This is a genomic window from Paraflavitalea soli, from assembly GCF_003555545.1.
GTDB lineage: Bacteria > Bacteroidota > Bacteroidia > Chitinophagales > Chitinophagaceae > Paraflavitalea > Paraflavitalea soli.
On record NZ_CP032157.1, the window covers coordinates 3,183,557 to 3,208,754 of the forward strand.

General features: G+C 49.1%; 20 protein-coding genes. 5 read left to right on the top strand and 15 right to left on the bottom strand.

The window, feature by feature from the left end:
• Positions 1 to 5: 5 nt before the first annotated feature.
• The 5 genes from D3H65_RS11710 to D3H65_RS11730 are packed head-to-tail and all read right to left on the bottom strand — an operon-like array spanning position 6 to position 9,585.
• Entirely contained in the window at positions 6 to 3,155 is a 3,150-nt protein-coding gene (locus tag D3H65_RS11710; RefSeq protein WP_162915569.1) for a SusC/RagA family TonB-linked outer membrane protein, read from the bottom strand.
• Between the two features lie 37 nt (positions 3,156 to 3,192).
• Entirely contained in the window at positions 3,193 to 4,239 is a 1,047-nt protein-coding gene (locus tag D3H65_RS11715) for a DUF5007 domain-containing protein (RefSeq protein WP_119050492.1), read from the bottom strand.
• A gap of 35 nt (positions 4,240 to 4,274) precedes the next feature.
• A complete protein-coding gene (locus tag D3H65_RS11720) occupies positions 4,275 to 4,949 on the bottom strand; it encodes a hypothetical protein (RefSeq protein WP_162915570.1) in 675 nt (224 codons plus the stop codon).
• Positions 4,950 to 4,986: 37 nt separating this feature from the next.
• Positions 4,987 to 6,564, bottom strand: coding sequence for a RagB/SusD family nutrient uptake outer membrane protein (locus D3H65_RS11725; protein ID WP_119050494.1), 1,578 nt, complete (start codon positions 6,562 to 6,564; stop codon positions 4,987 to 4,989).
• A gap of 27 nt (positions 6,565 to 6,591) precedes the next feature.
• Positions 6,592 to 9,585 (bottom strand): SusC/RagA family TonB-linked outer membrane protein, encoded by a 2,994-nt coding sequence (locus D3H65_RS11730; RefSeq protein ID WP_119050495.1) that lies wholly within the window; start codon positions 9,583 to 9,585, stop codon positions 6,592 to 6,594.
• Positions 9,586 to 9,970: 385 nt separating this feature from the next.
• Here D3H65_RS11730 and D3H65_RS11735 point away from each other — a divergent pair, with 385 nt between their 5' ends.
• Both D3H65_RS11735 and D3H65_RS11740 read left to right on the top strand, forming a co-directional pair.
• Positions 9,971 to 10,915 (top strand): helix-turn-helix domain-containing protein, encoded by a 945-nt coding sequence (locus tag D3H65_RS11735; RefSeq protein WP_119050496.1) that lies wholly within the window; start codon positions 9,971 to 9,973, stop codon positions 10,913 to 10,915.
• 88 nt (positions 10,916 to 11,003) lie between these two features.
• Positions 11,004 to 12,251 carry an MFS transporter gene (locus tag D3H65_RS11740; RefSeq protein WP_119050497.1) on the top strand — a complete coding sequence of 416 codons (1,248 nt, stop codon included), beginning with the start codon at positions 11,004 to 11,006 and terminating at the stop codon, positions 12,249 to 12,251.
• A 281-nt stretch (positions 12,252 to 12,532) separates the two neighbouring features.
• Here the strand turns inward: D3H65_RS11740 and D3H65_RS11745 are convergent, their stop codons facing one another.
• The 3 genes from D3H65_RS11745 to D3H65_RS11755 are packed head-to-tail and all read right to left on the bottom strand — an operon-like array spanning position 12,533 to position 13,550.
• Positions 12,533 to 12,931, bottom strand: a complete 399-nt coding sequence (locus D3H65_RS11745) for a YidH family protein (protein ID WP_119054482.1) — start codon at positions 12,929 to 12,931, stop codon at positions 12,533 to 12,535.
• 39 nt (positions 12,932 to 12,970) lie between these two features.
• On the bottom strand, positions 12,971 to 13,195 hold the full coding sequence (locus tag D3H65_RS11750; RefSeq protein WP_119050498.1) for a hypothetical protein: 225 nt from the start codon (positions 13,193 to 13,195) through the stop codon (positions 12,971 to 12,973).
• 31 nt (positions 13,196 to 13,226) lie between these two features.
• A complete protein-coding gene (locus tag D3H65_RS11755; protein WP_119050499.1) occupies positions 13,227 to 13,550 on the bottom strand; it encodes a hypothetical protein in 324 nt (107 codons plus the stop codon).
• A gap of 231 nt (positions 13,551 to 13,781) precedes the next feature.
• On the opposite strand from D3H65_RS11755, the gene D3H65_RS11760 reads away from it, so the two are divergent.
• Positions 13,782 to 15,359, top strand: coding sequence for a glycoside hydrolase family 43 protein (locus tag D3H65_RS11760; protein WP_119050500.1), 1,578 nt, complete (start codon positions 13,782 to 13,784; stop codon positions 15,357 to 15,359).
• Between the two features lie 119 nt (positions 15,360 to 15,478).
• Here D3H65_RS11760 and D3H65_RS11765 read toward each other — a convergent pair whose 3' ends face one another.
• A complete protein-coding gene (locus D3H65_RS11765; protein ID WP_119050501.1) occupies positions 15,479 to 15,856 on the bottom strand; it encodes a DoxX family protein in 378 nt (125 codons plus the stop codon).
• 256 nt (positions 15,857 to 16,112) lie between these two features.
• Here D3H65_RS11765 and D3H65_RS11770 point away from each other — a divergent pair, with 256 nt between their 5' ends.
• Complete coding sequence (locus D3H65_RS11770) at positions 16,113 to 16,568, top strand: hypothetical protein (protein ID WP_119050502.1); 456 nt, start codon at positions 16,113 to 16,115, stop codon at positions 16,566 to 16,568.
• A 63-nt stretch (positions 16,569 to 16,631) separates the two neighbouring features.
• Here D3H65_RS11770 and D3H65_RS11775 read toward each other — a convergent pair whose 3' ends face one another.
• From D3H65_RS11775 to D3H65_RS11795, 5 genes are all read right to left on the bottom strand, one after another.
• Positions 16,632 to 16,874 (bottom strand): hypothetical protein, encoded by a 243-nt coding sequence (locus tag D3H65_RS11775; protein ID WP_162915571.1) that lies wholly within the window; start codon positions 16,872 to 16,874, stop codon positions 16,632 to 16,634.
• 46 nt (positions 16,875 to 16,920) lie between these two features.
• Positions 16,921 to 18,501: a DHA2 family efflux MFS transporter permease subunit gene (locus D3H65_RS11780; RefSeq protein ID WP_119050504.1), complete on the bottom strand. Its 1,581-nt coding sequence runs from the start codon at positions 18,499 to 18,501 to the stop codon at positions 16,921 to 16,923.
• Positions 18,502 to 18,512: 11 nt separating this feature from the next.
• On the bottom strand, positions 18,513 to 19,622 hold the full coding sequence (locus tag D3H65_RS11785) for an HlyD family secretion protein (RefSeq protein WP_119050505.1): 1,110 nt from the start codon (positions 19,620 to 19,622) through the stop codon (positions 18,513 to 18,515).
• 30 nt (positions 19,623 to 19,652) lie between these two features.
• Positions 19,653 to 20,966, bottom strand: coding sequence for a TolC family protein (locus D3H65_RS11790; RefSeq protein ID WP_245999730.1), 1,314 nt, complete (start codon positions 20,964 to 20,966; stop codon positions 19,653 to 19,655).
• A gap of 172 nt (positions 20,967 to 21,138) precedes the next feature.
• The gene (locus D3H65_RS11795; protein WP_119050507.1) at positions 21,139 to 21,711 is read right to left on the bottom strand and encodes a TetR/AcrR family transcriptional regulator; all 573 of its coding nucleotides are present in this window, start codon (positions 21,709 to 21,711) and stop codon (positions 21,139 to 21,141) included.
• Positions 21,712 to 21,989: 278 nt separating this feature from the next.
• Between D3H65_RS11795 and D3H65_RS11800 the strand changes: the two genes are divergently transcribed.
• Positions 21,990 to 22,874 (top strand): hypothetical protein, encoded by an 885-nt coding sequence (locus D3H65_RS11800; protein ID WP_119050508.1) that lies wholly within the window; start codon positions 21,990 to 21,992, stop codon positions 22,872 to 22,874.
• On the opposite strand, the gene D3H65_RS11805 is transcribed toward D3H65_RS11800, so the two are convergent.
• Positions 22,871 to 25,198, bottom strand: coding sequence for a TonB-dependent receptor (locus D3H65_RS11805; RefSeq protein WP_119050509.1), 2,328 nt, complete (start codon positions 25,196 to 25,198; stop codon positions 22,871 to 22,873). The genes D3H65_RS11800 and D3H65_RS11805 overlap by 4 nt on opposite strands.

Genomic DNA, 25,198 nt, shown 5'->3' on the forward strand with positions numbered 1-25,198 from the left:
CTTTATCAGAATTGGATATTGGCTCCCAGCGCCATGCTTCTGCGATTGGGATAGCCGCCGGAGTTGTCCCTGCCCAGTTGCGTGACCAGCTCGGGATCGGGTCCTGAGTAGTTTGAAAATGTGTACACGTTATTGAATGTCACATACACATTGGCTGATGTAATACCCATTCTCTTCGTCCAGTTGCGGTTGAAATTGTATTTGAACGTAACGTTGTTGATCTTCCAGTAAGAACCGTCTTCCATAAAGAGCGTCTGATCCGCGCGATAAGGGTTGATAGCCGCTGCTCTCCTGAAATCAAACGGATTGGGATATTTGGCCACATTGCCGGAGGTCTTGTCCGCACCGGGTTTCCAGAAATCATATTCACTGATCGGTACCAGTGCATTGGGAGAGGTAGGATTATAAAAATTCTGGAAGGTTTTGGCCTGCGTCACATTCAGCAGGTCCCTCATCAAGGTATAGCTGGCATTGATCGCGAGCGTCCAGTTTTTGTACGTGAGCATCGAATTGATCCCCCCGTTGATCTTTGCCACCGGGTTACCAGCCGATACGAGGTCCTGCTCGTCGATCACATAATCTCCGTTGATGTCTGTCCAGATAGGATCTCCTCCCTGGAAGAATACACCACTGTTGCGGCCATTCTGCATACGAAGCCCCGTTTGCGGATTCACCGGTACATCGGCCGTGCTGGCATATACCCCTTCATTGTTGTATACCAGGTTGGAGAAAGGCGCTTTACCCAGCCTGTATACAAGGGGCACCTGAGCCCCGTCATTATCCGTGAACGGCTGGATCAGCTGACGTCCATTATTGGGTAGTTGGGTAAGCACCATATTGTTGTACGCTCCGGTCACCCCAATTGTCCATTGCAGGGGTTTACCCTGTGGCAACAAACGGCCGGTGATCATCCACTCGAAACCATAGTTAACGATACTGCGGGCGTTGGACTTGATGGTTGAAAAGCCATTCTCTGTCGACAGTTTTACATCCACCACTTCATTGTCCAATGATTCGTAGTAGGTCTCAAAGGTGGCGTTGATGGCATTGTTGAAGAGGCCTATTTCCGCACCGAGGTTGAACTTCGTCTTGGTTTGCGGTTTGAAATTATCATTGGGAATATTGCCCCAGTCGATATATACCGTAGGATCATCGTTATAATTATTGCCCACGCGGTAAGTACCGAACACATCGAAGATGCTGCCCGTAGGTACAATGTTCTTGCCCCAGCTGGCACGTAATGATCCGTAGCTTAACCAGGCTTTATCCGCAAAGAAGTTCTCCCGGTTGAAATTCCAGCGGGCGCTGATAGATGGGTTCTGGGTATAGCCGGTAGAAGGACCATTGGTTGAAGTTCCATCCAGTCGGTAGCTGAAGTCGATCACGTATTTGGTATCGAAGTTATACTGGATCGTTCCGCCATAACCGTGTATCCGGGTATCCTTTGCATTGTTCAGCGTTCCTCCCTTCGTACGGGTCCAGTTGTAACCCACCGGTCCTTCGATCTGATCATTGGCTGTTTGTGACAGCAGCATCGCATTTGCCCGGAACCCATAAGAGGATAATTCATTAAACGCAAAGACGTTCAGGTTGTGCCGGCCAAAGGAGCGGATATAATTGATGGCCGCCCGGTCGTACAAAGTATAGGTCTTGTCGTTGTAGCTATAGTATTCCGGAATATTGTCGTTGATAAAAGAAGGTCTGAACTTGCTGGAGCTGCCCGTAATGATATTATAGGTAAACAGGTTGGACAGGCGCAGGCCTTTAATCGGCTCATACTGGATATCGAGCGAGGTAGATAGGTTGATGCTTTTGTTATCATCTTTTACCTCCTTACCCGCTGCTGCCTGGTTGAAGTCGGCATAATACGCCGGCGACAACAACGATGACAGGTTGGATGCTTTCTTGATATCCACCTGCTCCAGGCCCAGCCCGCTGCCATTGTTGCGCTGTCCCATCGATCCTTTCAGGTTGGTTACCATCCGGAAACGTTCGGAAGGCTGGTACAGGGCGTCCATGCCAAGCGTATATCTTTTGAAACCGGTATTGCGCATGATCCCCTCTTCTGAATAATAGTTGAGGTTCGTCTTATAGTTGAAGGTCTGGTCGCCCCCGGAAATATTCACGTTGTGCGTCTGGTTCCTCGTTGAGCGGAAGAACAGGTCCTGCCAGTCAGTCGAATTATTGTAATAAGGATTGAGCGAATCTGACAGGAAAGAGGTGGAATTAATTAGCCGCATCGCATTGGTATACGAAGTATCGTAATTGAGGATCTGGCTGATCCTGGCGCGGCGCTCTTCATTTCCGCCCATCACCTTACGCTGAGGCGGTGCATAGTTGACGAAGAAAGAACCTGAATAGGAAACGATCGGTATTTTGGAGCGGCCTCTTTTGGTAGTCACGATGATCACCCCATAAGCACCACGGGAACCATATTGTGAAGTGGCTGCTGCATCTTTCAGGAATTCCATTTGCTCAATGTCTTCGGGAGGTATCAGCGCCAGGGGACTGATACCCGGGCCGCCACCCTGAAAGCCATACTCATAATTGGTATTGGCATCCACGGGCACACCATCTATTACAAAAAGCGGAGAAGTAGGTGTTAAGAAACCGCTGCTGTTTACCTGGGTACTGGAGATACCACGCAGGTTGACGGTTCCCATAGAACCGGGAGAACCGGTATTGTTCTGGATATTTAAACCGGGCACCTTACCCTGCAGCAATTCCATCACGTTGGAAACAGGTACGTCCTGGAGTTGCTTACCGCTGATCACCACAGTAGAACCGGTGGTCGTTTCCCGGGTGGCTCTTTTAAAACCCTGTACCACGATCTCCGTCATGGCCTCATCTTTGGGCGCCATCACCACTTCGAGGCGGACAGTAGTTTTCGTTACCAGTTTTTTCTCGGCGCCGAATCCGCTGAAGGTGAAGATGAGGGTGGCGCCGGGTTCTACTGACACCGTAAAAGCACCATCCTTATCAGTGGTACCGATCACTTTCTTACCTACAGAGATGGTAACCCCTGCCTTGGAAGTGTTATCGACCTTGCTGGTCACCACGCCCTGTACTTTGATCTTCTCCTGCTGTGCCAATACCCCCAATGGGCTAATGCCACACAGCAACAACAACAGGAGTATAGCTATGAATGGTCTCATAACGTTGGTATTGAGTTTCTTTGTTAAAGTGTTTGGATTAGTCATTGGTGAATTTGGGGTTGTCTTTTTTAAATGCAAACACGATCTCCCAGTTGCCGCCTTCGAAGATGGCGAAGTCCAGTCCGAGTATAGCCACCTGCTGCATACCGCCAAAGCCGATGCGCGCCCAGGAAAACCTTACACTGCACCTTCTGCCATCGGCCGTTGTAAAGCGCGTAGGCAGTTGAACGAGTGGCATGGGATAAGCTACGTCATAAGTAACTTTGGTAGCCGTCTTCTGCATGTTAAAGCCGTGCAGGAGGTTGTTCCAGTCCGTCAAAGCAAACTTGTTGGGATTGATAGGCTGGAAATATTTATCGAGGAACATAAAGGATATGGAATTGCCGCCAGGCTTGCCATCATTGGCTTTGCGGATATACACATCGATGTCGGCTGGCGACAGCGACAGGTTGGTAGAGTCGCCTTTGATATTGGTGGTCACAGAGGGAAATATCCCGTTGGATACAGACTGCCCTGTCACCGCATTGAGGTTGGAGGGTTCGTAGGGCCTTTCGCGGTATGGCATGAGGCGCATATTGCGGAAATAACGGCGCCCTCCCCCATTGCTCATCTCAATGTCGAATATATAACCCGAGTCGGCCTGGCAGCGGAGGATCTTTGAGTTGGAAGAAGACCACATCACGAAATCACCGGAATGTTTCCTTACCTCAAATACGTTGTGGTATTCCGTAGCCCTTTTCTTTTCTATCTCTGCCAGTGAAGCCTCTTTGCCCGTATAAGCTTCCTTCCATACCTGCACCGGGAAAATATCCGTGAGTTCCGGTGCTGCCTCGCCACTGAAACGGCGGGCATTCACGATCTTGAAATCGATCGGGTAAGAAGTACTGTTGTTGGGATTGGAAAATACGTTGGAGTACATCGTGGTACGTCCTGTCACCGGCTCGAAGGTAGTCTGAGCAAAGCCGGCTTCCGGGCTAAGGGCTTCACGGTATTCAGGCACCAGTTTTTTACAGGCCCCGGCACCAGTGACCAGGATGCCCATTGCAAGGATGTAAAAGCAGCGCCGCCATGGAGTATAATTCATAAGTCGTTTGTTTTGGCTGTTGAAGGTTTGTTGTATTACCGGTTCATTCTTTCCACGAATTCATTGCCGAATCCGAAATCGTGACCTGAAGAAAGCACATGAACGATGCCATTGGTGGTCTTCACATTCACGATCTGTGTTTTCGTAGTCACCCAGAATACTTCAAATGGTGTTTGCTTGGGATCACTGAAGAACAATTGTTGTGGTCCCCCACCCTGGTAACCGGCAGCATTGATCCTTTCGTACAGGAGGTTCATCCGGTAGCCGTATTTGATGGCCGGCGCCTGGATACCGTCTGCATTGTTCACTACCCGATCCGTAGCATAGAGGTCGCTGAGGATGTACCGGCAGGTCAGTGTATCCAGTTGTGTAGAATCGAGCGTGGCCAGTGAAAGCGGCGGCCTTGCCGGCACCATCGTAGCCCTGCGCAGGTTGAGGTTTTTCATGGCCAGGTTAAAACTGTTGTTGTTGATGGCAAATAAGGTAACCTTGCCGCGCACGAGCGAATCCTTCAGTCCGGTACAACGGTTGATGACCAGCAGCATGGAATCAAATAGACCACCGCCCTTTTGCAGGTACTCATAACTATTGCCGTTGAATACACTGGTCTCCTTATCGTAGTTGTAATACGTGTCGTCTTTCTTACAACCGGCAAGGACCACCAGGGCGATTACGCCGGCCAGTAAGCATGTTTTATGATGAATGTGCATGTGCATGTTCTTTTTGGTGTAGTGATTTTCCGGGCCGTTATTTCCAGTAACTGTTCTGTGTGATATTGGGATTGTTGTTGATCACTTCCCTGGCTACCGGCCAGTAGATACCGCCATTGCTGATCAGTGCATTGAAGGCGGGGCTGTCTTTTTTGATCTTGTGATAACGTACCAGGTCGTACCAGCGCCAGCCCTCACCCACCAGTTCACGGCGGCGTTCTTCAAATATTTCTTTGATCAGATCGGCGCCAGGCACCGCCGGATCAAAAGCCTTCACCCCTCTTCTTGACTGGATATTGTTGAGCAGCGCAGCCGCATCGTCCACATGTCCCAGTACTGCCAGCGCTTCTGCGCGCAGCAGGCTGATCTCTTCCAGGCGGGTGAAGAGGATGGCTGATGTAAACACGTTGAATTGTTGCTCGCCGGCAATACCACCATTGATGGATTTGATCTTGCTGAAGATGGGGATCTCCTCACCATAACCGGTGATATAAGCATTTCGGTAGAGCGTGGGTGTTCCCTGGTCTACGCTGGAAGTATCAGTACCAAAGCGAAGGTCCTGCCCATTGCTGGTGGGGAACATCGATGCCAGTGTATCATTGGTGATATAGATATCGGGCAATTGCTTCGACACCAGCGGGTAGGCCAGCGTGAGCTGTTCAATATGGCCTGATACGGACGACTCCCCCATTCCCTTGATAAAATTGAACGAGATAAACTGGTTCTGATCCGATGCCAGGTCGCCGGCCAGCTCGTTGAAGATGCCCGTTTTGCCCGTGAGGTCCGCTACCGACAGGTAGTTGATGCCGATCTTGCTATAGTTTTGCATCACGAAATCGGTATAACCGGCTGTTGCATAATAGTTGCCTTGCAAAGCGGTGATATGCGCCAGGATAGCATAGGCCGATACTTTATTGATCAGTGTATTTCTCCATTGATCGTAGGTCTTGGTATGGTATACGAGACCGGGCAATACAGGGTCTCCATTGCCATATACATAAGGCAGCAGCGGGGCCGCCTCTTCGATCTCCCGTACGGCAAAGCCCAGTACATCCTGCTGAGGACTGCGGGCGAAGGTTTTAAAACTGCCGTTGTCGTATGATTTGGTAAGCAAGGGTACATCACCCCAGATGCGTACAATATAGTAGTACATGAAAGCTCTCAACACACGGGCCTGCGCCACATCGATCTTATGATTGACACCGGTATAGCGGGCATCTGCCATGGCTTCTCCGGAACGTTCAATGAACAGGTTGCAGGCATTGATAGCGGCATAGAACCGGCGCCAGTTGGTAATACTTTCGATCACGGGATAAGAGGCATTGAGCTTGCCTTCGATGATCGCTTTAAGATCGGGCCGCTTCAGCGAAGTGAAGTCGCCATTACGCAACTCTCCCATCAGCCAATGGGTATTGTTGTCGGCTACTGCCGCACGGAACAGGCCATAGATGCCCATCAGGCCCGAGCGGGCATCGTCAATGCTCTTCCAGCTGTTCGCTTCATCCGATTGACGGGTAGAATTGATGTCCAGCTGTTTGTTGCAGGCGCTGAACGGCACAGAAGCAGTAAACAGAAGGGCCGTGAGTGAAACAGTTATTATTTTTTTCCCGGTCATACTATGGGAGATTATGATGTTGAATGATTATAACGCTATTTTGAAACCAAGGATAATGGAACGCTGGATCGGCAACCCCGCGCCGGTATACAGGCCATTGTATTGCACCAGTTCAGGATCATCTCCTTTGAAGGGTGTAATAGTAAAGAGGTTGGCGCCGGTCACATACATAGTCGCCTCCCTGAACACCTGGCTTTTCCCCATGCCTTTCCAGCCCGTGATGAGGTTATACGACAGGGTTACGGAACGCAGCTTTACAAAAGAAGCATCGTCGAGGAAGAGGTCCTGGTCAAGGCGATAAGGGATCGCATTGCTCCAGGGATTGTACATCGGATAACCCGAGAGGTCCATTTTCTTTTCCCAGTACGTGATCTCTTTCACCCCATCGATACCGGAAGAAGCATCCGTATTGATGAAGTCGAGGCGCTGGGCAGCGTATTTATTCAGCAGTTTATGCCCCAGGGCAAAGTAGAAATGGAAATCGAGGTTGAAGGAGCCATAAGCCAGGTTGCCGCCAAATCCACCGGTCACCTTGGGCAGTGATTGGCCCGACAATACTTTATCATCTTCGTTGATGGTGAAATCGCCATTCACATCTTTCCAGCGGGCATCACCTGCCTTCAGCGCCACACCCTGGTAAGTCAGCGGCTGTGAGGTACCCGGCTTTACCGGCACTTCGGCATCGCTGTTGTAGATACCTTCATTTTTGTATAACCAGAATGCATCTATACGCTGGCCCACCTGCAGCAGGTGATCGTTGATCACTACCTGGTTCAGACCCTTGGGCAGGGCTTTCAGTTCGTTCTTATTATAATTGAGGTTGGCCTGCAGACTAAGCGCTGGTTTGTGTTTTCCACCAGCCAACACAGCCGCTTGTACCGTAAGGTCTACCCCGCTGTTGTTGACATCCATGCCTGAAGCGTAAGCAGATTTATAACCATATTCTGCCGGCACGGGTACAGGCAATAGCATGTCCTTATCTGTTTTGCTATACACATCAAGCCGTACCTGTAGTTTGTCCTTCAGCAAGCTGGCTTCCACACCCGCAGTTGCCTGCTCTACATAAGCCCAGGGAATGCCATATCCTACCCAGCCGGCGGTGTAAGGACGGGAAATACCAGGCAGGCCCGCATAACTGCCAATGGAAGGCGCACCGGTCCAGGAAAGATCGGAGCGGTAGTTGGGGCCACCGGCAAAGCGGTCGTCCGACAACAGTTTGCCATTCCTGCCATAAGACGCTGACACGCGGAGTGCGCTGAGCGCCCTGCTATCCTTCAACAAGGCTTTGTACAGATCAAAGGAAGCCGAAAGCCCGAAGCCTGTATACCAGCGGTTATCCTGCTGCATGACAGAAGAGCCATCGCGACGCGCCACGGCTGTAACGTCCAGCAGCTCCTTGTAATTCCAGGCAGCTTTGCCAAAGAAAGAAGCTACGGCCGCTTTCTGGTTGGAAGGATGATAGAAAACATCGAAGCCCTGTGACTGGAGGTAATTCGTTTTATTGATATCTCCTTCTACGATATTGAGCTTGATGAAATTGTTAGGCCCATTGTAGGCATAGGCATATTCAAACTTATTGAGCGTGGTCTGGTAGTTCTGCCCCAGTTCCACGTCTATTTTATTGTCATCGTTGATCCTGAAAGTATATCCGAGCGTATTGTTGAAAATAAAGCGCTGGTTAAACCCAAAGTAATTGCTCACAAAGTTGTTGCCTTCCAGCAATTGCGTGGGATAGAATACATCCCGTGTGCCTTCATTGTAGTCGAAGGAAATGCCGCCATTGTAGCGAACACCTTTCATCTTCGCCAGGATATTGAAGTAACCCTGCACAGCAGTCGTCTTGTTATCATCCTTTACATTCTCATCAAACTCCGACAAATAATTACTGTATACACTCTTATTGGGCGGCAGCGGGTTCGATACATCGGGCAGGTAACGTGCTTCTGCCAGCCGGTCCACAAAATTGCGGTTGCGGTTGCGGATCATATGCGTACCATTGATCATCGAAGAAACCGTGACCCAGCTCAGCGGCAATACATTGATGGAGAAGGAAGCATTGTACCGTTGCAGGGAAGTTTCGTCGGCCGAATTCGCATTGCGGGTAGCAGCGCCGAAGAAACGGAAATTGGCCCTGTCCGATCCGCCGGTCAGGCTGAGGTCGAGGTTGTACAAGGCCTGGTTCTTATAATACAGGTCCGTCCAGTTGGAACGGCCATAATAATCGGCATTGGAAGAATCTTTCAGGTAGGCCGGGTAGTTGAACCGGTCGGCCAGCGTGCCATACTTATCATAAAAAGGGAGACGGAAATTGTTTTCATAAACACCATTGATGGCCGTCACTCTTTCCTGTGGTGCAAAACCAAAGTAGGCATTCACATTGATCTGGCGAAAGCCTGAGCTGGCCGCTTTGGTAGTGATCCAGATGGCGCCGTTGGCAGCCACGGGCCCCAGGAGCGCCAGTTTTGCGGGATCTTTGATCACCTCAATAGATTCCACATTGTCTATATTGAGCGTAGCCAGCAGGTTGGTAGCGGGCCCGATGCGGTTGAAATCATATTGTTGTATTTCATAGGCGAAGGGATTTTCAGTAGCCAGCGGAATGCCATTGAGATAAACAGCCGCCTGGTTATCGAACAATTCTCTTTTACTCAGTAAAGGCATCGCAATACCGCGTACAAATAGGTTCTGATCCGTACCAGGCTCACCGGAGGGTTCCTGTACATATACACCGGCGAGGTTGCCTTTTACATACTGTTGTGCTGTAATGAAAGGAGTAAAGCTTAGCGGCCGGATGTTGATCTTGCCGTCTTTGGAGAGCGTAGTTTGCGCAGCTACCTGTTTGGGCGCTGCTGCATGGGCCAATGTGGTATCCTTTTTGCCCGGAATGGTATCCCTGCCCGGGATAGCAATTGTAGGTGACACCTGGTTGCCGGAAAAGGAATAGGCAGTGTTTCCGCAGGTAATACCCAGTAAGACGCAAAAAGCAATGCTTTTCGCTGGCATGAGCGATTGTAATCTCATAAGCTTTTTTGTTTGGCTAACAGCCCTGTTGATGAATTCCGTTTTTTGCTGTTATTCTGTTAATTCAGCCCTGAATTTATAAGATAAACCTGCTCAACATGCATGATGAAAATCGTACATCCTTTATGCAATCGTTTGATTAGCCTGTACAACCGAATGCGCAAATTTTATAGGACATGATTAGTGTCAATTGCACAACCGTTTGCGCGGAAAGAGGAAAGTCAGGAAAGTCAGGAAAGTCCGAAAGTCAGTAAAGACCGAAAGACGGTAAGTAATACAGTTGTTGTGCTGCCGATTGTCTTCCGGTCTTGCAGACTTCCGGACTTACCGTCTTCCCGACTTGCCTTTCCCAAAAAAAGCTACCTTTGAATTATATAAGTGTTATATGGACAAGAAGATACCTACCGAAAGCCTGCAGCAGTACTATCAACGGGTGGGCCTGAGTGTGCCGGCCGAACTGCAGGGCCCGGACGCGAAAGGTCATTTTAATATCCGGGGCACCAACTGCGGTACGGCCAAGACACCCTTCAACAGAAGGGACTATTACAAGATCTGCCTTAGCCCCAATATGGGCCGCGGCGATGGCATGCTGGTGTACAATGACCAGGAAATACCGCTCGACCAGCCCTGCCTCATCTTTACCCACCCTTCCGTACCGGCCTCCATTGAGATCAGGGCCGGCTCCATCAACCGTTTTCATTGCCTGTTCAACAAGCCATTTATAGAAGGTCATCTTCCGCCCGATGTGCAATATGCAAGCGCCCTGTTCAATCACACCCTGCATCCGGTCATCATACTTACTAAAAAGGACAGCGAGCGGCTCAGCCTCCTATTCGCTGAGATGAAGACCCTGCGCGAATCGGACTATCCTTTCAAATGGGATATGATCCGCCATATCCTGCAGCTCCTTGTTCACGAAGGCATCCGCCTGCAGCAAGGCCAGGTAGCTCCGCCAACCATGGTGCGCGACCGGCTTGTCAATGTCTTTCTTACCACCCTCAACCAGCAATTCCCGGTCGATTCTCCCGAAAGCTCACTGAAACTGCTGACGCCTGCCCACTTTGCCGACCAGCTGCATGTACATGTGAACCACCTCAACAGTGTGGTAAAGAAACATACCGGCAAAACCACCCGGGCCATTATCCAGGAACGGGTAATGACAGAGGCCAGGGCCCTCCTCCGCAATACCAACTGGAATATCGCAGAGATCGCCTATGCCCTTGGTTTTGAATACCCTTCCCATTTCAACAAATACTTTAAGCATTTCACAACGGAAACGCCCATGGAATTCCGGGCGGGGCAGCAATTGAAGCCGGCCACCCACCTTTGATTGGTATAAGCATCACTTTGAATCGTATAATAACCGGGAAGCCGGGGCTGAGTACCTTTACAACCTTAAAAAGTAAAGTAGTTAAGCCATGAAACGAATCAAAGAATCCCGGGTGGGGTTGAATACCATTGTTGCATTAAGTCTCATACCCTTGTCCGGATTTGCTATGGATGTTTTTATTCCCTCATTGCCCGATATGGCCGTGAAGCTACATGCCACGCCGGCCGCCATTCAACTCACCCTTTCCTTATTCATTATCAGTTACGGTGTGTCCCAGTTGATCGTCGGCGGCATCATTGATACGTATGGACGTTACTGGCCCAGTATGCTCTCCATGTTGTTGTTCAGCGCCGCCAGTTTTATGATCGCCTATACCAACAACCTGCAGCTGATCTATACCCTGCGGATCGTGCAGGGCTTTACGGTAGCGATGATCGTGGTCAGCAAGCGTGCATTGTTTGTGGACTTGTATTCGGGTGAACAATTGAAAAAATATACCAGCCTGTTTTCTGTTATCTGGGCCATTGCGCCTATCGTGGCGCCTTTCCTGGGCGGGTTCTTTCAAACCACCTGGGGCTGGGCTTCCAATTTCATGTTCCTGGGGTACTTTGGCCTGGTCTTCTTCGTGATAGAATTAGTGACCGGTGGAGAATCGATGAAGGCGCGTCAGCCTTTCAGTGCACGTGACATCCTCAGTAGTTATGCCCACATGATAAAAGCGAAAGATTTTACGGCGGGCCTTGTTATTCTCGGCCTCGCTTATGCGATGATCCTGGTATATGGTATGGGTAGTCCCTTTCTCATTGAGCAACGCCTGCAATACCCCCCTACTGTTACGGGCTATTGTGCACTATTCTCCGGCGTTTCTGTATTCATTGGCGGGTCGGTATCCCGTATGTTGATCCAGCGGCCTTTTCTCAAAAAATTATTAATGGCCAGTGGCCTTCAGCTTGCTACCGTAGCCATCATGATACCTGTTACGATGCATTATCACAACCTGTTTACCTTGCTCGTCTATGTATTTCTGTTGCATAGCACAGGCGGCTTTATTTTCAATAACCTGATGTCTTATTGCCTGATCCGTTTTCCGAAGTATGCGGGTAAAGCGAGCGGATTGGTGGGCGGTGGTTTTGCCGTAGTAACATTCATATTAAGTTCCCTGTTGTCCAATACCCTCACGATTAGCAACCAGCCCGTCCTGGGAGTTGCGTATGCGGTATTGTCGCTGGGCGTTTTTGCAACCCTGTTGGGAACGAAGTGGAAAGGCGGGGAAAAGGCAACGAACCAACCAGACAAAGAGGCAACGAGGGTAACCCCAGTGGTGGCTGAGGCGTAAAAGCGTCGAAGGCCCCACACTGCCCAATCGCCCAATTGTAATTGCACTGAAATAGCCTACGACTTGCACTGAGTTAGCCTATACAGTGCAAGTCGGAATAAAATGCGGGTGCAAGCAGGGACTGCATAACAGGCAGAATATCAATAGACTATAGCCATATTCGCGTTTTGAGCGAAAATGTTCAGTGCAATTAAGCTTGTGCTTTCAATTGATAATCAACATACTAACCATGAATTTGGCATGGGTGACGCGCGGTAAAGCCAGGTTTCTGGAAGGAAATGTTACAAAATATTGCCGAGGTAGAGGATCAGCACAATGCTTACCAGCAACATGCCGGCTGCAAAGATGTAAAGCCAGGTAGACCGTTCCTGGAACTGGCCGGTGCTCAGTTGGCGGGCCGTGCGCCGGTAGCGGATCATGCCCGTCACCAGGGCCAGCGAGCCCAGGATCACCAGCAGCATGCCCACCAGACCGGAATAACCATGAGTTTGTCCTTGCACGGGTGGTTTGCCCAACACGATGGTCAATTGCCTGACGAAAAGGGAGAATTTCACTACTACAAAACCGAAAGCCATGATCCCTACTGCCGTGCGGATCCAGGCCAGTAAGGTCCTTTCATTGGCGAGGTGTTCATTGGTGAGAAGTTTTTTGTTATCGTTCGGAGAGGAAGTCTGGTCCATGCCCATCCTGGCATAAATGATGTGCCAGCCCTGTTATGGTCACAATCCATCAACGATCCGGCGCAGGTATTTTCTGCCCTGCACTACCCAGGTGACCTCATACCGGTCCTTTCCTTCTCCATTCACCATGTAGATGTATACGCGTTGCTTATCGGCCGATCGGAAAGCCTTACATCCGGCCTTCACAGGCTTGTTCTTTCCGGTAAATTCGGTACATCCCTGCGGGCTATAGATGCCCTTCAAGGCGCTATCGGGCAGGATCAATGGTGTTTTATAAAGAGCAGGTCTATCTTCTCTATCCGCTTATCAGGCGCTCTGCCGGTAAAAAAATATGCACCAACACCTCCAGTGCATAGATGGTGCCTTTGTCGAAATAGGCAAAGGTATCATTGCATCGTTTCAACGGTATCGGTTGCAGCCTGCCGCCTGCAGTTGCCTGGGTGCTGCCTTTCTGCGCTCCTTTGTGGTTAAACTGTGCTACTTCCTGTTTGATCACGCTGTCCTGTACCTGCTCCCAATGCTCCGGGTGTTTGCCCGATGGCCAGCCCGGTGTATCATTTTGTGCCCAACTCATATGGACACAACACAACAAGGTGATCAAAATGGTGGGGTTCCGCATGGGTTACAAATTTTCATATGGGGTGAAGATATTCCACCTTTACTGTTTTTCAAAGCAATTCTGCAACGGAAATATCAATAGCTCGCGGTAGTCCGAATTGGAATAATTGAGACGAATAGATCAAAGTTTCCTGCCTGGCCGGCACTCTCAGCGTCGGGCTATTTCGTACATTTGATTAGTTGTCATTTGAACACTTATAGTAACTTGTACGAAATACCCAGCCTGCATACCATGAATAAATTGATTGCCGTCCTTGGATTGACCATCGTATTTACAACCGCTACCCGACTTACTGCCTTATCACAGCAGGCCACCAATCCTATCATCCATGCAGATGTGCCGGACCTGTCCATCATCCGGGTGGGCAATACTTATTACATGAGCAGTACCACCATGCATATGAGCCCGGGTGTACCCATCATGAAATCGAAGGACCTGGTGAACTGGCAGCTGGTGAGTTATGCGTACGATATACTTGATAGTGTGGATGCCCTGAACCTCGACAATGGCAAGACCGCTTATGGCAGTGGTTCCTGGGCCAGCTGTCTGCGGTATCATAATGGCACTTATTATGTTTCCACATTTGCAGGTACTACTGGCAAAACGTATATCTATTCCACGAAAAATATTGAAAAAGGCCCCTGGAAAAAGATTGCTTTCAAACCCATGATGCATGATCACTCCCTCTTCTTCGACGACGATGGCAAAGTGTACATGATCTACGGCGCGGGCAAACTGATGATCGCCGAGCTTGCGGATGACCTCAGCGGCATTAAACCAGGTACCACGCCACAAGTGTTGATAGAAAATGCCAGCGCACCGGGAGGGCCTAATGTCGGCTTGCCCGCCGAGGGCTCTCAATTGTTCAAAGAGAACGGCAAGTACTATTTGTTCAACATCTGCTGGCCGCGTGGCGGTATGCGCACGGTCACCATTCATCGGGCCTCTACAATCACCGGGCCTTATGAAGGTCGGCTTGGCCTGCAGGATAAGGGTATAGCCCAGGGCGGGCTCATCAGTACCCCGAAGGGTGAATGGTTTGCCTACCTCTTCCGGGATTATGGTGCGGTGGGTCGCATCCCTTATTGGGTGCCGGTGAAATGGGAAGATGGCTGGCCGGTAATTGGCATCAACGGCAAAGTACCTGATACACTCAACTTGCCCGCCAGCAAGGGCCTGATACCCGGCATTGTAGCCTCTGATGAATTTACCCGTAAGAAGGGCGCCCCTGCCCTGCCGCTGGTATGGCAATGGAACCACAATCCGGACAATGCGCATTGGTCGCTCACTGCACACCCAGGATGGCTGCAGATCACTACGGGCCGCGTGGATACTTCTCTCCTGCTGACCAGGAATATGCTCACGCAAAGAACCTTTGGGCCTACAAGCGCCGGTACAACCGCTATTGATGTATCGAATATGAAAGATGGTGATTGCGCCGGGCTGGCGCTCCTGCAAAAAAAGTATGGCTGGGTGGGTGTGAAAATGGAAGGCGGTAAGAAATCCCTCGTCATGGTCAGTGGCGCAACAGGTACAGCAATAGAACTGGGTCGGGTGTCCCTGGATCAACAAATCGTTTACCTCAAAGCGGAATGTGATTTCCGCGAGCGGACTGATAAAGGACAGTTCTATTACAGTCTGGATGGCAAAATCTGGACGGCTATCGGAGGTATTTTGAAGATGGAATATACCTTGCCCCATTTTATGGGATATAGGTTTGGGTTGTTTAATTGGGCCACTGCTACTGCCGGCGGATGGGTGGAGTTTGATTGGTTTAGGGTGAGTGAAGGAATTATCCCAGCTAAATAGCCAAAGAAACCCACTACACGCTGTCGCGCCATACAGGCCAGCGCCTGTCAAGAAAAGCGGTAGAAAGAAAACAGGCGCAACAACGTGTAGCAGGTGAAATAAAGTGAAGACAGTTAAGGTCACACGTCAGCGGGAGGCGAGTAATGCAGTAACCGGTAGCAGAAGTAAGATATCAATAGCAGGAATAGAAAGATCAGCGGCATCATCCGCACCATCAGTGGATCACCTGATGCCGTATGGGCAATAATAGCCGAGATAAAAACAATAAAGAATCCCGCATAAGCCCACTCTTTCAACCACCCGTACACAGGTAACAACAACAGGGCTACGCCGAGAAGCTTAGCAATTGACAACTCGATCCTGAAATAATCGGGAAGCCCCAAGTGTAAAAAGGCCTGCTTCAGATCGGAATCGATGAAATAAACTATAGAAGAATAGACCATCATCAACGACACTAAGGCAGTCGTGGCCCAATATGAAATTTTCACATATCTCATACATCAATAATTTGGTTGTTAAACGAAGGGATTAACAGGGCAAAGTTGCTATTCAAACTCTACACACATTTTACGCCCGCGTTCAATTCTTTTGATCTTTTCGGTCAGCATACAACGCTATATGCTTAAGACGATTGTAAGGGTCGGGATGTTCAAATTGCCTGACGGCCGGGATTGGTGATAAATTTTCCTGTTATGCGTAAAGGATGGAGGGTAGTTTTGTTAATAGTAAATATAATTTCGCAACCTTTGCTCTATGAAGACCCGGTTATCTGCTACGTCCAATGGTAAGCTTTTTCCCCTCCTCTTCGTAGGAGTAATACTTCTTATTCAAATCTTTACCATACATCGTTGGACTGATCTTATCTGGACAGGCATCCTGGCAGGTATTCTTATTCTTATAGGCTATCGAAGTTCAATAGTCGTAAGCTACGATGAACAATACTTATATGTAGACCGATTTAGATGGGACGAGGAAAAAATTTCCTATACAGCTATTGTCAGCATTGCACGGTATCTGGACATTACTGAAGAGGACAGCCCGGACGATGGGGCCTATAATAATGACATGGAATACGAAATAACCTATATAGACCACGCAGGAGTAGAACGCAGTCGCCATTTTCAGGTTGCTGAACAGAATATAGAATTGTGGAATAAGGTGAAGGCAACTATATTAAGGCATAACCCAAACGTAATCATTACTGAGTAAGATCACCATTATTATTAAATATGCAGCTTAGATATGCACTAGTAATATCAGCGTATAATTCTATTAAAGGCTCTTTTTTCCAGTAATGATGGCTTTAGCATCTTGCCAGGTATGCGTTTTACTCTGTCCGCTTAATCGCTTGGTTCTTCGTTCTTCAAAAAGTTTTATTTCTTCCTCACTAAATTCATATTCAAAATCGTCATCTCCTGTGTATTCTTTAGCTATAGCATACAATAGTTTAAGCAGTTTTTCATCACCTTTATCTACATACTGGTGTAGCTTCTGACGGATAATTGTTACTTCCATAACTAGGCTCATTTTCAACAAATTTAAACAATCCGACAATCCCCCTTTAATGCGCCGCCTCCGCCATACTCACCTTGTTTTTAGAACGCTTAACAAAGAAGATAACAATCGGTACACAAAGCAGGAACATCACACCCACATACAGGAATACATCCATGTATGACAGCACGGTAGATTGTACGCCAATGGTGCCGTCCAGCAATTTGTAAGCCGAACCTTCTGCTATATTCACCGGTTGCCCCTTGGCGATAAAAGAAGCCTTCAACTGCTCCACGCGCTGCTGCACATCGGGGTTATACATATCCAGCTTCGACACCAGGGTACTGCGGTGCACCATGTTCTGCCGGGAGATAAACGTAGAGATCATCGCCACCCCAAAAGAACCACCCAGCTGGCGCATCATACCGGAGAAAGCAGCCCCCTGCCCTATCTGTTGTCCTTTTAAGGTAGAGAGCGACATCACAGAAACAGGCACCGCCAGAAAACCAAGGCCCACACCACGGATCATCAGCACCCAAAAGAAGTTCTCACCACCAGTAGAAGGAGTAATGATATAATAACACCCCATACAAAAGATAAAGAAGATAATAAACCCACCAGTGATGAGTAACTTTTGTGAAACGCCCTTCTGGATCAGTTGTCCTATGATCGGCATCATAAAGGCAATCATCAGGGCGCTGGGCACCATCAGCATACCCGTCTGCTGGGCATTCCAGCCCAGGAGGGATTGTGTATAGACGGGTATCACGAAGGTTGAACCATATAAACCAAATCCCATGATGAAAGACAGGATAACCCCAATCCGCAGGTTGCTGTTCTTCAACACCCGCAGTTCAACAATGGGATATTTAAAGGTGAGCTCGCGCCAGATAAAGAAGAAGAAACCCAATACGGCCAACACAGCCAGCACCACAATGGTAGAATTGCTGAACCAGTCCTCTTCCTGCCCTTTCTCCAATATATATTGCAAACAACCAACGGCCAAAGCCAGCAGTCCAATACCCAGCCAATCCACTTCACTGGGCTTGCGCTTGTCGGCATACTTCGGACTTTTTACATACCGGATGGTAAGCAGGGTGGCCAGGATACCTACCGGGATATTGATGTAAAAGATATAGGGCCAGGCGTAGTGCTCGATAATATAACCACCCACCGGCGGACCGAGGGTTGGCCCCACGATCACGCCCAACATATAAATGGCCTGGGCCATGCCGCGTTTTTCTACCGGGAAGATCTCGGTAATGATGGTTTGGGAAGTCACCAGCAGGGCGCCGCCCCCCAATCCCTGTAAGAAACGGAAAAGGATGAGCTCATTGATGCTGGAGGCATTACCGCACAAAAAAGAAGATACAGTAAACAGGATGATGGAGGCAGCAAAATAATTGGTTCGTCCAAACTGCTGGGCCAGCCAGCTCGTCATGGGTACGATGATCACGTTGGCAATGGCATACGCAGTGATCACCCAGCTCACTTCATTGAGTGTAGCGCCCAGGGAGCCACGCATATCGCTGATCGCTACATTCACGATCGTGGTATCGATAATTTCCAGTAGTGCACAGACCACCGCCGTAATGGTGATGATCACCCGGCGGCTGCCATACTCTACCAGTGAATTTTGATCTTGCATCTTGTAATAGATTAATTATAGGTATCGAGGTGAATATCCACATCGACATTGAGGCCCGCCCGCAAGAGGTGGATCAGTGAATCGCTGGTATTCGTAAACTCGATACGCACCGGGAGACGTTGTACCACTTTCACAAAGTTGCCGCTGGCATTGTCCGGAGGCAATAAGGCAAATCGGGCGCCGGTAGCGGGAGAAGAAGATCCTACCTTGGCCTCAAACTCATGACCAGGAAAAGCATCTACGGCCACTACTACTTTTTGTCCTTCTCGGATCTTGCCTACCTGTGTTTCTTTAAAGTTGGCTACTACCCATACATCCTCACCCTGCACAATGCTGAACAAGGCAGCACCGGCATTCACGAATTGGCCGGCACGCACATTTACTTTGGATATCTTACCATCAGCAGCAGCTGTTACTACGGTATAAGAGAGGTTGAGCTGCGCATCATCGATAGCCACCTGCTTTTCTTTGATAGCGGCAGCAGCCACCCCAATTTGTGAAGCAGAAGCATTGCTCTGGGAACTAACGGCATTTACCTGGTGGGAAGCCTGTCCTTTTTGCTGCTCCAATACCTGCAATTGCTTTTCGGCGGTTTGTTTGGCCGCCAGCGCCTGCTCGTATTGCTGCTGGGTAATAGAATGGTCCTTGATCAGGTTTTCAAAACGCTTGAAATCTTCGGTAGCGCGCCATACATTCACCCGGGCTGTTTCAATCTGCGCATCAATGGTTGATACAGAAGCCTGTGTAGTGGCAATATTGGCATGAGCCGCGCCGGCGTTGGCACGTACTGCATCGAGGTTGCTCTGAGCAGTAGTAAAGGCCGCCTGGGCCTGCTCCAGTTTGAGTTTCATATCCCGGTCGTCGAGCACGAGCAGGGTATCTCCTTTCTTCACCAGTTGGTTGTCCTTCACACGTACTTCGGTCACATAACCAGAGATACGGGGAATCACCGGACTGATATTAGCTTCTATCTGCGCATCATCGGTCTCTTCGTGGTGAAGTGAATGAATGTATTTGCTGATACCAAACCAGCCACCACCTACCACCAGCAGGGTGAGGATGATGGGGAATGTATAATTACGCTTTTTTACTGCGCCTTGATCATTGCTTTTAGTTGACATAACGATATTTTTATCCTTTAAGGGTGCTTGTTATTTTACGGGTTGATTATTGGTGAGGATGCCGGCTTCTTCCAGCAGGGAATTATAGGCTACCACGATATCGGCCTTGGCTTCTTCCAGGGCGATCTTCGATTCCAGCAAGGCCACATTTGCATCCAGCAACTCCGTGGTAGTTACCAGGCTATTGTCGTGTTTGTTCTTGGTGATGCGGTAGTTCTCTGCAGCGTTGATCACCGATTTGCCCTGTACTTCGATGCGCTTTTGGGCCGACAGGAAGTTCTGATAGGCTTTGTTGATCGACAACCGGATGTTATCGTTCAGCATATCCTGGGTGGCTGCAATTTCCCGCTCATTGGCCTGCGCAATAGCTATGGAAGACTTGCCTTTCCACAGGGAGCTGAGGTTGTACTGTACACCTACCCCTACGTTTACGATGTTGGTAGCGGTAACGAGTTTGGGAATATAACCAGCGATATAACCACCGGTCAAACCTATACTGGGATAGAGCTCACCTTTGGCGGCATGTACTTCGGCTCCTACGGCTTTTTTACGCAGGTTGAGCGCTTCTATATCCTTACGGTTGGTGAAAGCCTGCTGTTCGTATGCTTCAATCGTGGCGGGCGTGAACGACTGATCGAAACCAGTGGTATCGGGCTGCAGGGTGGTTTGTTCCGGCAGGCCCATGATCAGGTTCAGACTTACCATGGCCAACTTGAGGTTGTTCTCAGCATTGACCAGGGCCAGTTCAATATTGGCGGTTTGTAACTGGGCTTTCAGCAGGTCGTTGCGGGCCAGCAAACCATTCTTCTCCAGGTTCTCGAAGTCCTTGTCGCGTTGTTTGGACTGGTTCAGGTTTTCTTTTACCAGTTTCACGGCTGCAATGGATTTGTAGAGATTGCAATACGCATTGATGGAGCTGAAGATCACCTGCTCTTTGTTGTAACCGGCATCTGCTTCCGCCGCTTTTTCGAGGTACCTGGCCGATTCAATGCCATAGCGCACCTTCAGACCTGCATACAGCGGCATGTTTACGGAAGCCATACCATACATCGCCTGGTTGGGTTGCGGAAATGCGCTGCCGCTGCTATCCTTGCCGCCGGTTTTGAGGTTGATGTTGGGAGTCGTAAGGAATAGATAAGCGCCACTGATCTTTACATCAGGCAGCCGGTTATCCAGCGCCTGTCTCAACTGGCCGGTAGCGGCCTCGATCTTCGCTTTGTTTACTTTCAGTTGTTTGCTGTTTTGCAAACTCAGGTCTATTGCCTGCTTCAATGCCAGGGGCATCGGTTCCTGGGCCTGCACGGCGAGGGAGCAAAACATGGCCAATCCCAGGCACAGTGCCATAAAACCCTTATTTGATATTGGGTGCATAGTCATTTAGTTAAAAACACTCATTGAAAAAGTTTACCTGATAAACAGGTCGGTGACAGGCAATCGAGGGCAGCATTCGTGAACAGAGAAAACTATAGAATATTACCTCTTGAATGAATATATATTCACCATTTTGGCAAAAAAATTAGTCCTTAATGCCGTCCCAGCACATTTCAAACATCGCTTCTTTAAACTCGGTGGTGATCTTCAGCTGGTGGTAGGTGCAATGTTTTACCAGGTCCTTCACACCACCGCGCACAAAAAGCATGATCCAGGAAGCATCATGCTGCTTGATGAGCTTTTCTTTTTTTCCCCGCTCGATCAACTCACGCCAGGGCATGAGCCGGTCTTTTGTTTCCTTTCTCGTTTCGTCTGAAATAAAGGGAGAATGGAAACACTGTTCAATAAAGACCTGTTCATCGAAATGCTCAATGGAATACCGCAGCATATTCATCCAAATGGTATGGAAAGCCACCTTAAAAGGATCAGCCGGATTATAACCCGCAAAATAATTATTGGTATAATCGTCGATACATTTGTCAAACAGTTTCACCAGCAACTCTTCCTTATTGGCAAAATAGATGTACACGGTGCCCGTGGCAAAACCAGCCTTCTTGGCGATCATGCTCATGGTAATCCCCGCCAGCCCCTGCTCCTTCACCAGGGCCAGGGTAGCGGCATATATTTCGGCAATTTTACCTTCGTCTTTCGGTTTCACCCCGCAAAGATAAATGAATAATTATTCACCTAAAAAGGTCAAGGAGGAGTATTTTGTTAATGAGATGTTGTCGCGGTGGTGGCGGCAGGCGGGCAGGATTGGTTATCAATTAGTAGAGCGGCCATGAGCTTCTGAGTTAAGATGGCGACATTCCCCATTTGGGAAGGTTTTACTGTATAAAAAATAGCTGTCCTGTAGTTGCCTGTTGAAATCTATACGTTAAAGATAACCCGTATATGACCCTGAGGACAGCTTTATAATACTAAAAACCAAAGACAATGAATCGCAGAGAACTGCTTAAAGATGGGGCAATTATAATGATGGGAACTCCGATGTTGAACCTGTCAGGCTGGGTAAAAAAGCCGGCAGCAGCCCTGCCTGGTTATTTGATACCCACCCTGTTTGACAAAAGCCTGCACAACTATTTTGTGACCTACAAAAGATCCTCTTCCGACCTGGAAAGTTCAACCCAACTGATCCTCAATAGCCTGAATAAAATTAATTCATTACCCTCTGCCATTCGGAAAAACTACAGCACCCATTATGACAAAGTTGTACAACCTATACTATATACAGAAGACCTCGGTGGCCTTGGGGTGAACGGCACCAATACATCGATGAGAACAAGGGTGTTCGACGAGCAGCAACGCCCGTCAACACCTTTACATTCCGTATCGGCCAACCTCACAGATTTTGATGAGGATAAGTGGCGGACATTGGGTAACAGGTGCGAATTACAAGGCACATTGGAAGACAGGGTATACCTACAGGCAACAGATGACAGACCTGCAAAGTACAAAGAGGTTGTCTGGCTGCCCAAGGTCCTCGACCACCTCATCTATGATCCGGCCTGCTACGCTTATGGGCTTCCCATTGCACCACCCAATACGATCGCTATTGATGAAAGTTTCAGAAGAGAAGTAATGGCAAAAACCGGGAAAGAAATTGATCCCAAGCTCCGGTACTACAATAAGCAGCAATGGTTTTTCCAACCACAGGATGCCGCTAAAGAGCCGCAGCAGAAGCTGACTGATATTTACTGGCACCACGACCAGGCCATTCAGGAATATTATGGACTGGTGCAGCTAGCGGGTTGCGGTAATCCTACAACACCATGTACCGGTTCTCCTGCCTCCAATAATGCGCCGGCGACAGCCTCTTAAAACCGGTATCCAATACTCATATTCAACCTTGCTCCATTGCCCTGCACGTATTCCAGGTCCTGCACACGGTATTGACTGCGGGGTGGATAATAAGACTGGTTGAAAAGGTTCTCTATACCCACCGCCAGGTTGAAAGAAGAGTTGATATTATAACCGGCATTGAAGTTAAAGTAAGTGACATCTTTCACCGGTCCTTCACTCAATCCATATACCCCATTGCTACGCACAGCAAAGCGGTCGCGACTGCCGGTGTAGACGGTTGAGAGTTGCAGGTTGAGCGCCGGGATAGGCTGGTAATTGATAAAGCCGGTGCCTTTGGGAGGCGCAATCCTTTCTCCATTCATGTATACTTTGTCGCCTGCGGCGTTTTCAGATTTTCCTTCTACATAAGAGTAACTACCGCCTGCTTTCAATGTCTTGCTGATGCGTACTTCGGCCACCAGTTCATAACCCGTGATCCTTTCGGGCTCACGCTGGGTTACAAAAATGCCGTTCTCCTCCACCAGGTTGGCGCCCAGCCTGGATGTACTCACAAAATAAGAAGCTGAAAAGTTGAGCGGTCCCCACTGACTGCTGAAGCCAGCCTCATAGTTGTTGGTGATCACAGGATCAGTCGTGATCTTATCCAGCGTATTTTCGGTGGCCGTACGCAATACCCTGCCCAGCTCATTCAAGCCAAATGCCTGTGAGAAGCTCACAAAGGGACTGAATACCGGGAAATGATTGTAACGCAAGCCTACATTGAACATCGTGGCATTGTAATTCAGGGTACCGCCCTTGATAGCAATGCTGCCCTCACCATTGGCTCCCTTGGCAATGGTATTGAAATCCTTCACTTTGATATGGGCATTTTCATACCGGATACCACCTTTCAACACCAGCTCATGGAAATCTACTTTCACCTGCGCAAAGAGTGCAAAGTTCAACATATTCATGTCTGGTACAAATACGCGGCCATCTGTGAGCACCTGGTTCGTACGGTCCTTGAGCAGGTCCACACCATAAGTCACATCACCTGAAATGGTCTTCGCTTTCCAGGGCGTATTGAAGTTGGCACGAATACCTTTCTTGGAAGATTGGATATAGGTTTGCCCCGGACCGTACCAGCTATTGGATTTCTCCACATAGCGGTTCAGTGATTGAAAGCGGTGATCGTACAACAGCACTTCCAGGTTGCTTTTGGCAGGCAGGTTGGTAAGGCGATAACTGAGGTACATATTGTGGCTGTGGGGTGTACCCGCCGGATCGCCGGGATCTACGCCGGGTATACCGATGGCAGGTGTCACTCCATATTTACCCGCTTTATTTACATACTCCGCATACTGCTGGCTGCGGAAAAAATTATAGGAGAAAGTTACCTGTTGGTTCGCGGCTATCTGGTAACTCAATTTACCAAAGCCATTGAAGAGCCTGGTCTCACTCAATCCGTCGGCCTGCGCGATCACATTGCCGTCGGCATCTTTCTGCGCACCGCTGCGCTGGTATACACCACTGAGCACATAAGAGAACTTTTTGATGGTGCCATGCAAGGTCTGCGACAAGCGATACCCCAGGGTATTATCACTATGAAAAACATTGCCATCGCCCCCTACCCTTGTTTCGCCGCTGATCAGCTTGTTGCCATCGGGCTTTTTGGTGATCATATTGATGATGCCGCCACCTGAGCCATTACCATAGATGGAAGTAGCTCCTTTGATCACTTCCACGCGCTCTATGACAGCCGGATCGATAGAACGAAGGTCGCGGGCCCCATTCATCAGTGGGGTCGATTGCGGAATACCATCGATCAATACCAGTACCGAACGGCCACGCAGGGTTTGGCCTGCGTTGGTCGCTTTATTCGTGAAGGTGCCGAGGCCAGGCACGGTATTACCCAAGATAGAAGTAATGGAAGGATTGATAGCCGCCTGCTCCCTGATCTGCTTTGCCTGCACGATGGTAACGGAGGAAGGAACTTCCCGGATGCTTTCCAGCTTGCGGCCCGCTGTTACTACTACCTCATTGAGAAAGCCTTCCGATTGAAGCACCAGGTCGGCGATTGCTACTTTGCCGTCCTGTACGTGTACCGTTAAAGTGCGGGTAGCAAAACCGGCAGCACTGATGGTGATATCTTGTTTGCCCACCTTTATCCCTTGCAATAAAAAATCACCGGTAACATCGGTGGTGGTAGTGGCGCCGCCTTTTACCATTACCGTAGCATGCGCCAGGGGTTCCCCTTTTTCCGTTTGCACCTTGCCGCGTATAACGCCACCAGGTTTATCCTGGGCAATGAGTAAGCCGGAAATACACAGAAAAATCAATACCAGTAAAAATGACCTGTTCAT

Excerpts from the sequence above, each read along its gene's own strand:
- D3H65_RS11710 (WP_162915569.1), bottom strand. The coding sequence starts at position 3,155 with ATGAGACCATTCATAGCTATACTCCTGTTGTTGTTGCTGTGTGGCATT.
- D3H65_RS11715 (WP_119050492.1), bottom strand. The coding sequence starts at position 4,239 with ATGAATTATACTCCATGGCGGCGCTGCTTTTACATCCTTGCAATGGGC.
- D3H65_RS11720 (WP_162915570.1), bottom strand. The coding sequence starts at position 4,949 with ATGCACATTCATCATAAAACATGCTTACTGGCCGGCGTAATCGCCCTG.
- D3H65_RS11725 (WP_119050494.1), bottom strand. The coding sequence starts at position 6,564 with ATGACCGGGAAAAAAATAATAACTGTTTCACTCACGGCCCTTCTGTTT.
- D3H65_RS11730 (WP_119050495.1), bottom strand. The coding sequence starts at position 9,585 with ATGAGATTACAATCGCTCATGCCAGCGAAAAGCATTGCTTTTTGCGTC.
- D3H65_RS11735 (WP_119050496.1), top strand. The coding sequence starts at position 9,971 with ATGGACAAGAAGATACCTACCGAAAGCCTGCAGCAGTACTATCAACGG.
- D3H65_RS11740 (WP_119050497.1), top strand. The coding sequence starts at position 11,004 with ATGAAACGAATCAAAGAATCCCGGGTGGGGTTGAATACCATTGTTGCA.
- D3H65_RS11745 (WP_119054482.1), bottom strand. The coding sequence starts at position 12,931 with ATGGACCAGACTTCCTCTCCGAACGATAACAAAAAACTTCTCACCAAT.
- D3H65_RS11755 (WP_119050499.1), bottom strand. The coding sequence starts at position 13,550 with ATGCGGAACCCCACCATTTTGATCACCTTGTTGTGTTGTGTCCATATG.
- D3H65_RS11760 (WP_119050500.1), top strand. The coding sequence starts at position 13,782 with ATGAATAAATTGATTGCCGTCCTTGGATTGACCATCGTATTTACAACC.
- D3H65_RS11765 (WP_119050501.1), bottom strand. The coding sequence starts at position 15,856 with ATGAGATATGTGAAAATTTCATATTGGGCCACGACTGCCTTAGTGTCG.
- D3H65_RS11770 (WP_119050502.1), top strand. The coding sequence starts at position 16,113 with ATGAAGACCCGGTTATCTGCTACGTCCAATGGTAAGCTTTTTCCCCTC.
- D3H65_RS11775 (WP_162915571.1), bottom strand. The coding sequence starts at position 16,874 with ATGGAAGTAACAATTATCCGTCAGAAGCTACACCAGTATGTAGATAAA.
- D3H65_RS11780 (WP_119050504.1), bottom strand. The coding sequence starts at position 18,501 with ATGCAAGATCAAAATTCACTGGTAGAGTATGGCAGCCGCCGGGTGATC.
- D3H65_RS11785 (WP_119050505.1), bottom strand. The coding sequence starts at position 19,622 with ATGTCAACTAAAAGCAATGATCAAGGCGCAGTAAAAAAGCGTAATTAT.
- D3H65_RS11790 (WP_245999730.1), bottom strand. The coding sequence starts at position 20,966 with ATGGCACTGTGCCTGGGATTGGCCATGTTTTGCTCCCTCGCCGTGCAG.
- D3H65_RS11800 (WP_119050508.1), top strand. The coding sequence starts at position 21,990 with ATGAATCGCAGAGAACTGCTTAAAGATGGGGCAATTATAATGATGGGA.
- D3H65_RS11805 (WP_119050509.1), bottom strand. The coding sequence starts at position 25,198 with ATGAACAGGTCATTTTTACTGGTATTGATTTTTCTGTGTATTTCCGGC.